Genomic DNA, 11,858 nt, shown 5'->3' with positions numbered 1-11,858 from the left:
AGGCGCGAGCGCTTCCCCGTCTCCCTGATTTTTCACCAGCAGTAAAGGAAATCATGTTCCAACGTCTTGCCCGGCCGCTGCTCGCGGTGGGCCTGCTCCTCTCCGCCGCGGCCGCCTGGGCGCACGGCATCTCCGAGGCCGACAAGCAGCGCATGCTGGATGGCGGCTACCTGCAGTACATCGGGCTGGGCGCCAGCCACATGCTGACCGGCTACGACCACCTGTTGTTCCTGTTCGGTGTGGTGTTCTTCCTCACGAAGTTCACCGATGTGGCCAAGTTCGTCACGGCGTTCACGCTGGGCCACTGCATCACGCTGATCTTCGCGACGTTCCTGAAGATCACCTGGAACTTCTGGCTCGTGGATGCACTGATCGCGATCAGCGTCATCTACAAGGGGTTCGACAACAACGGCGGCTTCCAGAAGTACTTCAACCGCCCGTCGCCCAACCTACTGCGTGTCGTCTTCGCCTTCGGGCTGCTGCACGGTTTCGGCCTGTCCACCCGCCTGCAGCAACTGCCGCTGGGCGACGACAACTTCAGCATGCTGATGCGGATCCTGAGCTTCAACGTCGGCGTTGAGATCGGGCAGATCGCCGCTCTCGTGGTCATGGTCGCCCTGCTGTCCCTGTGGCGCAAGCGTGAGTCGTTCCAGCGGTTCAGCACGTTCTCGAACAACGCACTGATGACGCTCGGCGCGCTGTTGCTGTTGATGCAACTGCACGGCTACCACCACGACTTCGATGCAGAGAACCTGCGCTTCCCCGAGGAGGAGCACAAGCACCTGCATGAAGACATGGACATCGACAAGAGCACCCGCACGGGACGCGAGAGCCTCTGATGGCCGCGTTCTTTGAGTTTTCCCCCACCCCCCACCAAAGGAGTTTTCCATGAAGAAACTGTTCGTCTCGATGGCCGCCATGGCCGCATTCAGCCTCTCCGCTCCCGCCTTTGCCGGCGGTGACGGCGACTGCCATTTCCACGGCAACACGCCAGCCAAGGCCGAGACCGTGTCGGGCTGCGCCGTGAAGCGCCAGCAGGCGCTCATCGCCGGCGGCAAGCTCGACAAGTCCTGGCAGAGCATCAAGCCCGGCACGCCCGAGCAGGTCGATGGCCAGAAGGGCAAGGAATGGAAGGTCACCTTCAAGGATCCGGCCGCTGCCGACAAGTCCAAGGCGAACCTCTACATGTTCTTCACGCCGCAGGGCAACTTCATCGCTGCCAACTTCACCGGCAACTGATCGGTCTTTGACCGTTGCGGCGCCAGCAGGCATTGCGCCTGCTGGCGTCTGTCCCCCTTTCGCGGAGCACCGCCATGTTGGATGTCCTTGCCAATCGGACGTACCGCCACCTTTTCTTCGCCCAGGTCATTGCGCTGGTCGGAACAGGGCTGGCCACCGTCGCACTGGGCCTGCTGGCCTTCGACTTGGCAGGTGCGGACGCGGGCGCAGTGCTCGGCACCGCGCTGGCCATCAAGATGGTGGCCTACATCGGCGTCGCACCCATCGCCTCGGCGTTTGCCGACAGGGTGCCGCGCCGCACCTTGCTGGTTGCGCTGGACCTCGTGCGCGCCGCCGTCGCGCTGGTGCTGCCCTTCGTCACGGAGATCTGGCAGGTCTACGTGCTGATCTTCGTGTTGCAGTCGGCCTCTGCGGGTTTCACGCCCACATTCCAGGCGACGATCCCTGATGTGCTGCCCAAGGAGGCGGACTACACCAAGGCCTTGTCGCTATCGCGCCTGGCCTATGACCTTGAGAGCCTGGCCAGTCCGGCGCTGGCTGCAGCACTGCTGACCGTGGTCAGCTTCCACAGCCTTTTCCTTGGGACGGTTGTGGGTTTCGTCGCCTCGGCCGTACTGGTTGTCTCTACCGTGCTCCCCAAGGCAAAGCAGCCGCCGCGGCGCAGCATCTACGAGCGCACCACGCGCGGCAGCCGCATCTACCTCTCCACACCGCGGCTGCGCGGCTTGCTAGCGTTGAACCTCGCTGTCGCGTCCGCCAGCGCCATGGTCATCGTCAACACGGTGGTGCTGGTGCAGAGCCAGCTGCAGCTCAACCAGCGTTTCACGGCCGGCGCACTGGCGGCCTTCGGCGGCGGCTCCATGCTGATTGCCCTTGGGCTACCCAAGCTCCTGGAGCGCTTGCCCGACCGGCGCGTCATGGTCTTTGGCGCGTCTGTCCTGACCATCGGCCTGCTGCTTGGACCCTTGGCGACGGGCAACTATGCGGCGCTCGTGGTGCTGTGGCTGCTGTTGGGCATGGGCTACTCCCTCGCTCAAACGCCGTCCGGCAGGCTGCTGCGCCGCTCGGCCAGCGAGCAGGACCGACCAGCGCTTTTCGCCGCGCAGTTCGCGCTTTCGCACGCCTGTTGGCTCATCACCTACCCGGTCGCCGGATGGCTGGGCGCCAAGGCCGGCCTGAACGCCAGCTTCATCGCTCTGGGCATTCTGGCGGGAGTGACCACGTTCGCGAGTCTCTGGCTTTGGCCCAAGGACGATCCGGTGGAGGTTCCTCATACCCACGGTGATCTGAAAGAAGGCGATGAGCACCTGCAGAGCCCGGCCGTGGACGACGCTCGGCAGCACTCACATGCATACGTGATCGACGACCAGCATCAGCGGTGGCCAAGGAGCTGAAGTCATGGACAGGCGCGCAGTACTGGCTTGGATGAGCTGCGTCACCGGGAGCTTGCTACTGCCCGGTTGCGCAAGCTTCCTGCGGGGCAGCTCCGTGGGACCGCAGTGCTACCGCGCGAGGAATGGCCCCGGGATCAAGGCGATATGCACGCCGGAAGCCGTCCCTGACGAAGAAGCCGAATCGCGAGCCAAGCGGTTCGAGCCGGTCGCCGGTCAGCTGACCATCTATCTCGTCCGCCACCGGTGGGGAGATGCCGCCAATAGGGTCAAGGTGGGCATTGCCGGGGAGCGGTTGGTGACGACCATCCCGGCTTCGCTGATTCGGATCGCCGTGCCGCCTGGAAAGCACCTCCTGGTCTTTAACTGGGCCAAAGGGCATGGAGTGCTACAGGTCCAGGGCGACGCCGGACAAGTGCTGTTCGTGGATCTGGTCGGCAGCCTGTGGATCTGGAACGAGTGGTACCGGTTGGAGATGGGCGACCCCTCGTTTCGAGACAGGGCGATGAAGAGTCGGCTCGTGGCTGACGTCAAGCTGGGCGTGCGCGAGTGACGCAAAAACTCCTGCTGGACGTTGGGACGCAAGTGGCGGAATCGGACTTCCCGCCAGAGTCCGCCGCGGCTCACTTTGAGGCGATCGGCAAGGGCATCAACGACGTGGATGTCATCGTGCAGGCCTTGCTGGAGAGGCTCCCTCCGTCCAAGCCTTGGCAGCGCCAGTTGCGCAGCCATCTGCGCGATGCGGACCGGCACGTGGAGATTCTCAGGCTGGAGATTTCACTGGAACACGACAGTTCGGAGATCCACGCGGCTGCGCTCAAGCTCAAACATGTCCTCGAGATCGCGAACTTTCATATCGCGGGTGGTCGCGCGGAAGGCTGGATAAGGAACGCGCTGGCGGTGGCCTACCGCAATGCGTCGCTTGTCAGTAAGTTGCGGGGTCTCCTCGTTTTCAGTGCAATAAGTGACGGTACGAAAAGCTAGCACTGGCGCGGAGGTGGTGTTGGTAGATCGTTGATTTCATTGACTTTCCTGTTCACTTTCAAATCTGCGATTCGTGGCGTCAAACCGTGGTCGGTTTCATCCATTGGTGCCAGTTATCGATGCATTTGGCCGCGAAGGCAGGATTTGGTCAGCATAGCGGTCAACCGGGAAGCGAAACACACCCCGCAAGTTGATGCTCTCCAGCCTGGTGGGCGCAATCTTCCCGATCAGTTCCGGTGGAATGACCTGGCGGCGGTTCGACCAGCGATCCAGGACCGCCTGCATCTGTGAGGTATTCCACGCCATCACGATGTTGGCCATCAGGCTCAACGCATCGGCCACAGCCTGCATTTCATCGACACGTTTGGCCTGCGCCGGGCTGATCCGGCCGGTATAAATGGCGCGCTTGAGGGCGTTAACAGCCTCGCCCCGATTGAGCACCCGGCGCAACTCGTTCCTGAAAGCGTCCTTGACAAAGTAGTCAGCCAAAAACGCCGTACGCAGCAACCGCCCCAATTGCACGCCAGCCTCATAGATTGGATCGCCCTGGGCGGCAGAACCGAACCGCGCAAGAGCTGCCACCGCACTGGCATGTCCGCTCATGACCGAGGCTGCCAGGTGCACCAGACTATCCCAATGCTTTTCGATCAAAGCGACGTCGACATTGGCTTCGCACACCGCAGCGATTTCTGCGGGCACTTTGGTGCCGCGTGGCACAAAGAGGTGGCGCTGTTTGAGTTCCTTCAACCGCGGGCAAAGATCAAAACCAAGCAAACGGGCATGTGACATGGCAAAGTCGGTGTAGCCATGGGTATCCACAGCAAGCTGGCTGGTCTCCAGCTTTTCTTGGCGGATGACACCTTCAATGGCCACGCCCGCCTGGCGCTCATTGAGCACAAAGGGCTGCGCATGGAAGATGCCCCACCGGTCTTTTACATGGGAGTAGATTCCAATGGAAGGTGTGTTGCGCCGAGGATCAAGCCGGGCTTGCCACACCCGTTTGGTGGTCTCCATGCTCATCATGTCAGAAGATGCCAAATCGGACCGCCCCCAGGTGGCGGCAATCGGGTGTCGCTGCATGAATTCCAGCACAGCCTGGCAGGCCTGGCTCAGACGCCGTTCGTCCCGCGCCCAGCGCATGGCCTGGCGAATGCTGGTGGCAGACAATTGCGGAATCATGCGCGCGCATTCGACCGCAGTCAGACTGGTGCCGTGGGCCATGATGCCGGCATAGACCATCAGCAGCTCGTCGGTAGAGCGCGGCTCACGTCCGAGCATGATCCAGCTAAAGCGCACCTGGGCGTCAACGGCCAGAATCACTTCCGGCAATTGAACCTCACCGATGCGGTGATCCAAAGCCGCGCGCAGCTTGGTCACTTCTGGGTCTTCGTCCTCTGCGGGCAATGGCGACAAATGGAGTTCATCATCCACGCGCAGTACGCCACTGCGGGCTGCAGCGGCCACCGCATCGACACCGGCAGTTACTCTGGCCAGCAAAGGCTTCAAGAAAGTGGCAGCCTTGCTGGGTAACGATAGACGGGCATAGTGTTTCTTGGACTCTGCCTGCCAACGCTCGTCCGTGAAGAACAAGCGCGCACGACCCCGAAAGCTCAGGCTGTGCTCAATCCAGACCGAGCCATTGCGCACCGCGCGGCGCAGGGCAAACAGGGTGGCCACCTCCAACGCCTGAAACGCCCGTTCCCGGTCTGGGCTGGAGATCGAAACCTGCCAGATCATTCCCAGACTTGGTGCCACCACTTCAACTGGCAGCTTTCTGGATCCTTTGAGATATAAAGCTTGCAGCTTGGCAAGGTACTCGATGGCAGGATGCTCGCCGGTGGCCTGCCAGGGCAGCTTTGCAATGGCGACGAGCAACGACCGCACGGGGCGAATTCCATCAATCAATCCCTCGCGGACCAGGGAGGCCCTGCTCGGTGGTTTGCGTTTCTGGGTTTCGGTGATCAAGGCTTCAAGACGGGCACGCAACTCAGCATCTGGCACCGCACCTTGCGCGCTCAAGGCAACAAGTTCGCCGAGCAGCGTTTTGTACATTGCGGCCCAATTGACGGTAGCGGGGACATCGGCGGCAGCCTGACGCCACAGATCGGCGATCCGGCGCTGCACCATAAGGATCAACTGGTCTGTGGTGGTGAACAGGCAATACCGAAGAAAGCATGCGACCTCCACGGTGCGCGCTGGCTCTTTGATCTTGGCTCCGGCTGAGGGCGGCCTGGAGACAAGTCGGCGCGCGTAGCGGCGCAAGATGAGATCGGGGATGTCTGCCAGGTGCTTATGAACGTCCAGCGTGTAAAGCAGGTCGATGCGCTCCAGTACCTCGCTGATTTGGCGGGTTGAGTGTTTCGCCGGTGCAGCCCATAGCCAACTCTGCTGGGTTTGTCCATCTGGGCGCAGCTCTGAAACTGAGGCTCGCCAGCGATCAAGTGTTGCTGGATCAACGCTGGCGGCGATGGCGGTGCCTGTTTCAACTTCAAGCTGGGCAAGTGCCGCAGCAATCAGTGTCCGAATTGCCCGCTCGTGCACGATCACCAGCTTGTTCTTGTACAGCCATTGACGCGCCCGCACGAGTAGCTGATCGCGGTCGGCGCAGCGCGCCACTTCGTCGCGCAGTTCACGTACCAGTGAGCGGCGCTGGTGCTCGCTCATCCACTGGAATCCAAGGACCGTGCAGGCTACTTGTTGGTGATCGAATAGCGTGCGCCCGCGTTCATACATGGCTCTCAGCGAGGCGACTTCTGGTGCTGCAATGCCAAGCTCGTTGCCAAGGTGGCGCCACAAGGCTACTGGAATTACCCGAAAGGCACCGAGCAAACGCCCACTCATGCGCAGGAAACCAATATGGAGCGCCAGACCAAGCTTGTGGGAATCACCTCGGCGTGCATTGATTGCGTCGCGCTCGGCACCATCGAAGGTGAAAAATGCCTTCATCTCGAAGTCGCTGATATCGCGGGGGAGCCCACGCATCCCCAAAAACGTTGTGTGCCAACCCTGCATCGTGAACCTCAAAAGTGGGAGGCCACCATACCCGTTTACAAAGCGAACAGGAAAGTCAATGAAATCAACGGTCTACCCAGACCACCCCCGCGCCAGTGCTAGCTTTGCGTACCGTCACTTATTGCACTGAAAACGAGGAGACCCCTCGATAGCCAGCCAGGCCAACGATAGTGGGCTCCACGATCAGAATGGACGACTGGCCGGTCGTTGGTATCGACCACCGTTTCAATGGCTGCATCGAGCATCGTGTTGACGAGTTCAGCGTCAGGGCGCGTCCCGATGGTCCAGCTGACGACCAAGCCATCGAAGCAGTCGATGATGGGCGACAGGTACACCTTGCCGGCCGGGATCTGGAACTCGGTGATGACGCGACTGCAGCGTTCGGCGAATCACCGATGACCTGATCACGGCTTGGGAGCTCTATCTGTTCTGCAGTGCGGTCGACGACGTTTCAGCCCGCATTCATCCCAGAGAACGATGCAGGGAAGTTCTCTGCCAGGTAGCTCTCACCCCGCTCCAACACGAAGTAGCGAAAGGCCTCGGCAGCTGGAGACAGCAGCTTGGACAAGGTGTGCACTACGTTCCAGGCGCGCACCACCGGAGCACCTTCCACGTCCAGCACCGTCAGCAGCCGGCTGTTCAGCTCCAGCCCCACGGTATGCAGCGACAAGAAGCTCAGACCCATGCCGGCCATCACGGCCTGTTTGATGGTCTCGTTGCTGGCCATTTCCATGATCACGCGCAACTCGACGTGCTCGCTGAGCAAAAACTTCTCCAGCGCGGCGCGTGTGCCGGAACCCTGCTCACGCACGATGAAGTCGTATTCCTTGAGCAGAGCTGCGGGCATCTGGGCCGCCAGCGCCAGCGGGTGATCGACCGGTGCCACGAACACGTGCGGGTGCGCAGCAAACGGCTCGGCGCGCGTGGCCAGTTCCTTGGGCGGGCGGCCCATGATGGCGATGTCCACCTCGTTGGCGTGCAGCATCTTCACCAGTTGTTCGCGGTTGCTCACTGCCAGACGCAGGTCGATGTTGCCGTGCTCGCGCCGGAACTCAGCCAAGAGATGCGGCAGAAAGTATTTCGCCGTGCTCACCATGCCGATCACCAGAGTGCCGGTCTCCAGTTTCTGTAGTCGGGCCGCGGCGTCTTCTGCATCCTTGAGCGTGGCCAGCATCTTGCGCGCATAAACCAGCATGTACTCGCCCACGGTGGTCAGCGCCACCTTGCGGCCGTTGCGCTCGAACAGGGGCATGCCCACGTGCCCTTCCAGCTCCTTGATCTGCATCGTCACCGCCGGCGGGGTGAGGTGCAGCACCTGCGCCGCCCGCGCAAAGCTGAGGTGGCGCGCCACCTCGCTGAACACGCGCAATTGCCGGAAGGTGGCGTTCTTCATTAAGTAAAACCTTAATCGAAATTCAAGAAATCGTGAATTTACTTTATTTACACCCAAATTTAAAGTCCGCTCCACCCCAGACAAACCTCACTTTTTGGAGCAACACATGAGCAACGCCCCCGTAGGTTCCACCGAGATCAAGGACGCCAAAAAGCGCTACAGCGCAGGCGTGCTCAAGTACAAGCAAATGGGCTACTGGATGCCCGATTACGTGCCCAAGGACACGGACACGTTGTGCCTGTTCCGCATCACCCCGCAGGACGGGGTGGACCCCGAAGAAGCCGCCGCCGCTGTGGCCGGCGAATCGAGCACCGCCACCTGGACGGTGGTGTGGACCGACCGACTGACCGCCTGCGACAGCTACCGCGCCAAGGCCTACAAGGTGCAGCCGGTGCCCAACCGCCCGGGCGAGTACTTTGCCTGGGTGGCCTACGACCTGATCCTGTTCGAAGAAGGCTCCATCGCCAACATGACGGCGAGCCTGATTGGCAACGTGTTCAGCTTCAAGCCGCTGAAGGCCGCCCGCCTGGAAGACATCCGCATCCCGGTGGCTTACGTGAAAACCTTCAAAGGCCCGCCGACCGGCCTGGTGGTCGAGCGCGAACGGCTGGACAAGTTCGGCCGCCCGCTGCTGGGCGCCACCACCAAGCCCAAGCTGGGCCTCTCGGGCCGCAACTACGGCCGCGTGGTGTACGAAGGCCTCAAGGGCGGGCTCGATTTCATGAAGGACGACGAGAACATCAACTCGCAGCCTTTCATGCATTGGCGCGACCGCTTCCTCTTCGTGATGGACGCGGTGAACAAGGCCAGCGCCGAGACCGGTGAAGTGAAAGGCAGCTACCTGAACGTAACCGCCGCCACGATGGAAGACATGTACGAGCGCGCCGAGTTCGCGAAAGAACTGGGCTCGGTCATCGTGATGGTGGATCTGGTCATTGGCTACACCGCCATCCAGAGCATGGCGAACTGGTGCCGCAAGCACGACATGATTATGCACATGCACCGTGCGGGCCATGGCACCTACACGCGGCAGAAGAACCACGGCGTGAGTTTCCGCGTGATCGCCAAGTGGCTGCGCCTGGCGGGCTGCGACCACCTGCACACCGGCACCGCGGTCGGCAAGCTCGAAGGCGACCCGCTCACGGTGCAGGGCTACTACAACGTCTGTCGCGACAGCTACACCAAGACCGATCTGCCACGTGGCCTCTATTTCGACCAGGACTGGGCCGACCTGAAGAAGGTCATGCCCGTGGCTTCGGGCGGCATCCACGCCGGCCAGATGCACCAGCTGATCGACCTCTTCGGCGACGACGTGGTGCTGCAGTTTGGCGGCGGCACCATCGGCCACCCCATGGGCATCCAGGCCGGCGCGGTGGCCAACCGCGTCGCGCTGGAATGCATGGTGAAAGCGCGCAACGAGGGCCGCAACCTGCTGGAGGAAGGCCCGACCATCCTGAAGCAGGCCGCGCAGCACTGCAGCCCGCTCAAGGCCGCGCTCGATACCTGGGGCGAGATCAGCTTCAACTACCAGAGCACCGATTCCAGTGACTACGTGGCTACGCCCGCGATGGCCTGACCCGCTCCAACACAGAGGACCGCACACCATGATGACCAACCCCACCGGCCGCCTCACACAAGGCCAGTTCAGTTTCCTGCCCGAGCTCACCGACGCGGAGATCACCGCGCAGATCGAGTACGGCCTCAAGCGTGGCTACGCCTGGAGCGTGGAATACACCGACGACCCGCATCCGCGCAACACCTACTGGGCCATGTACGGCCACCCGATGTTCGACCTGCAGGACGCTGCCGGCGTGCTGCAGGAAGTGCAGGCTTGCCGCAAAGCATTCCCGCGCCACTACATCCGCATGATGGCCTTCGACTCGACGCGCAACGTCGAGACCATCGTGATGAGTTTCATCGTCAACCGACCCCCCACCGAACCCGGCTTCATGCTGGAGCGACAGGAAGTGAACGGCCGCAGCCTGCGCTACACCACGCGCGGCTACGGCGCGGTGCGCCCTGAAGGCGAGCGTTACCAAGACGCAACCTGAAAGCACGGGCCGCCATGTCGTACCTCATTCCTGGCAGCACGCCGCCACCACTCGATGCCGCCGTGACCACCGCGGCCGCATCGGTGGAGGGCCCGGCACCGGCCCACACCCCGGCAAAGGCACCGCGCTCGGTGGGCGCGGTGCTGGCCAGCACGCAGGTGGAGGCCGTGCTGCAGGAACTGGACGATGAGCTTGTGGGCCTGGCGCCAGTAAAGGCCCGGGTGCGCGACATCGCGGCGCTGCTGGTCATTGACAAACTCCGCACCGGCCTGGGTCTGCCTTCGCAGCCGCCCAGCCTGCACATGTGCTTCTCGGGCAACCCCGGCACCGGCAAAACCACGGTGGCACTGCGCATGGCGCAGATCCTTCACCGGCTGGGCTATGTGCGCAAGGGCCACATGGTGGCCGTGACGCGCGACGATCTGGTGGGCCAGTACATCGGCCACACCGCGCCGAAGACGCGCGAGGTTTTGAAGAAGGCCATGGGCGGCGTGCTCTTCATCGACGAGGCGTACTACCTCTACCGCCCCGAGAACGAACGCGACTACGGGCAGGAGGCGATCGAGATCCTGCTGCAGGTGATGGAGAACCACCGCGACGACCTCGTGGTGATCCTGGCCGGCTACGAGGACAGGATGAACACCTTCTTTCAGTCCAACCCCGGCATGCGCTCGCGCATTGCGCACCACCTCACCTTTCCCGACTACAGCGCCGGCGAGCTGATGCAGATCTCGCGCAGGATGCTCGCCGAGCAGAATCACCGCTTCAGCCCGGAAGCCGCCGAGGCCTTCGGACGTTACCTCGGCCTGCGGCTGGAGCAACCCCATTTCGCCAATGCGCGCAGCGTGCGCAACGCGCTCGACCGTGCACGCCTGAGACAGGCCAGCCGTCTGTTTTCGCAGCCTGACCACGAGCTCAGCGCGGAAGAACTCACCACGCTGCAGGCGAGCGACATCCTTGGCAGCCGCCTCTTCGGCGCCGAAGGAGCAACCCATGCTTGAGGCCCTCATCTTCGACGTCGACGGCACCCTGGCCGACACCGAAGAAGCCCACCGCACCGCCTTCAACGACGCCTTTGCCGAAGTGCGCCTGGACTGGCATTGGGACGAGACCACCTACATCCGCCTGTTGCAGGTCTCTGGCGGCAAGGAACGCATCGCACACCACTGGCACATGGTCGAACCCGAGATCGCCAGCGGCGCCGCGGCGCGAACCACCATCGACCGCGTGCATGCCATCAAGACGCGCCTCTACGAAAGCCGCGTGAGCGGCGGCCAGCTGCCGCTGCGCCCAGGCGTGTTGCGCCTCATGCGCGAGGCGCTCGCTGCCGGCCTTCGCCTGGCCATCGCCACCACCACCACACCAGCCAACATCGATGCCTTGCTGCGCACCCCACTCGGGCCGGATTGGCGGCGCCACTTCGCGGCCATCGGTGATGCGGCCACCGCCGCACGCAAGAAGCCCGACCCGCTGGTGTACCAGCAGGTCTTGTCCACCCTGGGCCTGCCGGCGCAGGCCTGCCTGGCCTTCGAGGACTCGGCCAACGGCCTGCGCGCGGCCACCGCCGCCAGCCTTCAGACCCTGGTCACACCCACCGTGCACACCACCGGCCAGCGTTTTGACGACGCCCTGCTGGTGTTGCCGCACCTGGGCGATCTCGCACAACCCTTGCCCCAGGGTGTCGCTGGCATGGACCAGCGCTGGGTCACGGTGGACGCCCTGCGCCGCTGGCACGCCGGCAGCACCCTGTTCGAGTCGGCCTGATCGGTCGCGTCCATTTCCCCCACA

11 protein-coding genes and 1 pseudogene are annotated in these 11,858 nt (G+C 62.8%); 9 read left to right on the top strand and 3 right to left on the bottom strand.

The genetic code is table 11. The features are described from left to right. Positions 1-53: 53 nt before the first annotated feature. The 5 genes from PQV96_RS22055 (at position 54) to PQV96_RS22035 (ending at position 3,614) form a co-directional block, all read left to right on the top strand. Positions 54-839, top strand: coding sequence for a HupE/UreJ family protein (locus PQV96_RS22055; RefSeq protein ID WP_009238026.1), 786 nt, complete (start codon positions 54-56; stop codon positions 837-839). Between the two features lie 49 nt (positions 840-888). After that, the gene (locus PQV96_RS22050; RefSeq protein WP_009238027.1) at positions 889-1,239 is read left to right on the top strand and encodes a DUF6488 family protein; all 351 of its coding nucleotides are present in this window, start codon (positions 889-891) and stop codon (positions 1,237-1,239) included. Positions 1,240-1,313: 74 nt separating this feature from the next. Beyond that, positions 1,314-2,633, top strand: a complete 1,320-nt coding sequence (locus PQV96_RS22045; RefSeq protein WP_009238028.1) for an MFS transporter — start codon at positions 1,314-1,316, stop codon at positions 2,631-2,633. A gap of 4 nt (positions 2,634-2,637) precedes the next feature. Beyond that, positions 2,638-3,183, top strand: a complete 546-nt coding sequence (locus PQV96_RS22040) for a hypothetical protein (protein ID WP_009238029.1) — start codon at positions 2,638-2,640, stop codon at positions 3,181-3,183. Then, positions 3,180-3,614, top strand: coding sequence for a hypothetical protein (locus tag PQV96_RS22035; protein ID WP_142085894.1), 435 nt, complete (start codon positions 3,180-3,182; stop codon positions 3,612-3,614). Before PQV96_RS22040 ends, PQV96_RS22035 begins: the two co-directional genes overlap by 4 nt. A 96-nt stretch (positions 3,615-3,710) precedes the next feature. Here the strand turns inward: PQV96_RS22035 and PQV96_RS22030 are convergent, their stop codons facing one another. The 3 genes and pseudogenes from PQV96_RS22030 to PQV96_RS22020 form a co-directional block, all read right to left on the bottom strand. Further along, positions 3,711-6,626, bottom strand: a complete 2,916-nt coding sequence (locus PQV96_RS22030) for a Tn3-like element IS1071 family transposase (protein ID WP_003049965.1) — start codon at positions 6,624-6,626, stop codon at positions 3,711-3,713. Between the two features lie 143 nt (positions 6,627-6,769). After that, positions 6,770-6,991, bottom strand: a pseudogene (locus PQV96_RS22025) (DDE-type integrase/transposase/recombinase); the annotation flags it as partial. Between the two features lie 86 nt (positions 6,992-7,077). Further along, positions 7,078-8,019: a LysR family transcriptional regulator gene (locus PQV96_RS22020; RefSeq protein ID WP_026436943.1), complete on the bottom strand. Its 942-nt coding sequence runs from the start codon at positions 8,017-8,019 to the stop codon at positions 7,078-7,080. A 106-nt stretch (positions 8,020-8,125) separates the two neighbouring features. On the opposite strand from PQV96_RS22020, the gene PQV96_RS22015 reads away from it, so the two are divergent. From PQV96_RS22015 to PQV96_RS22000, 4 genes are read left to right on the top strand one after another with little or no spacing between them, the layout of a single operon-like run. Then, positions 8,126-9,595 carry a form I ribulose bisphosphate carboxylase large subunit gene (locus PQV96_RS22015; protein ID WP_026436944.1) on the top strand — a complete coding sequence of 490 codons (1,470 nt, stop codon included), beginning with the start codon at positions 8,126-8,128 and terminating at the stop codon, positions 9,593-9,595. Positions 9,596-9,623: 28 nt separating this feature from the next. Next, positions 9,624-10,070: a ribulose bisphosphate carboxylase small subunit gene (locus PQV96_RS22010; RefSeq protein ID WP_026436945.1), complete on the top strand. Its 447-nt coding sequence runs from the start codon at positions 9,624-9,626 to the stop codon at positions 10,068-10,070. A 14-nt stretch (positions 10,071-10,084) separates the two neighbouring features. After that, complete coding sequence (gene cbbX / locus PQV96_RS22005) at positions 10,085-11,071, top strand: CbbX protein (protein ID WP_081679689.1); 987 nt, start codon at positions 10,085-10,087, stop codon at positions 11,069-11,071. Further along, entirely contained in the window at positions 11,064-11,834 is a 771-nt protein-coding gene (locus tag PQV96_RS22000; protein WP_108498030.1) for an HAD-IA family hydrolase, read from the top strand. The genes cbbX and PQV96_RS22000 overlap by 8 nt, the downstream gene beginning before the upstream one ends. Positions 11,835-11,858 lie beyond the last annotated feature (24 nt).

Origin of the sequence: Acidovorax temperans (assembly GCF_028596105.1) — a bacterium.
GTDB classification, from domain to species: Bacteria; Pseudomonadota; Gammaproteobacteria; order Burkholderiales; family Burkholderiaceae_C; genus Acidovorax; species Acidovorax temperans.
This window is presented reverse-complemented; position numbering and strand designations above follow the sequence as displayed.

Excerpts from the sequence above, each read along its gene's own strand:
- PQV96_RS22055 (WP_009238026.1), top strand. The coding sequence starts at position 54 with ATGTTCCAACGTCTTGCCCGGCCGCTGCTCGCGGTGGGCCTGCTCCTC.
- PQV96_RS22050 (WP_009238027.1), top strand. The coding sequence starts at position 889 with ATGAAGAAACTGTTCGTCTCGATGGCCGCCATGGCCGCATTCAGCCTC.
- PQV96_RS22045 (WP_009238028.1), top strand. The coding sequence starts at position 1,314 with ATGTTGGATGTCCTTGCCAATCGGACGTACCGCCACCTTTTCTTCGCC.
- PQV96_RS22040 (WP_009238029.1), top strand. The coding sequence starts at position 2,638 with ATGGACAGGCGCGCAGTACTGGCTTGGATGAGCTGCGTCACCGGGAGC.
- PQV96_RS22030 (WP_003049965.1), bottom strand. The coding sequence starts at position 6,626 with ATGCAGGGTTGGCACACAACGTTTTTGGGGATGCGTGGGCTCCCCCGC.
- PQV96_RS22020 (WP_026436943.1), bottom strand. The coding sequence starts at position 8,019 with ATGAAGAACGCCACCTTCCGGCAATTGCGCGTGTTCAGCGAGGTGGCG.
- PQV96_RS22015 (WP_026436944.1), top strand. The coding sequence starts at position 8,126 with ATGAGCAACGCCCCCGTAGGTTCCACCGAGATCAAGGACGCCAAAAAG.
- PQV96_RS22010 (WP_026436945.1), top strand. The coding sequence starts at position 9,624 with ATGATGACCAACCCCACCGGCCGCCTCACACAAGGCCAGTTCAGTTTC.
- cbbX (WP_081679689.1), top strand. The coding sequence starts at position 10,085 with ATGTCGTACCTCATTCCTGGCAGCACGCCGCCACCACTCGATGCCGCC.
- PQV96_RS22000 (WP_108498030.1), top strand. The coding sequence starts at position 11,064 with ATGCTTGAGGCCCTCATCTTCGACGTCGACGGCACCCTGGCCGACACC.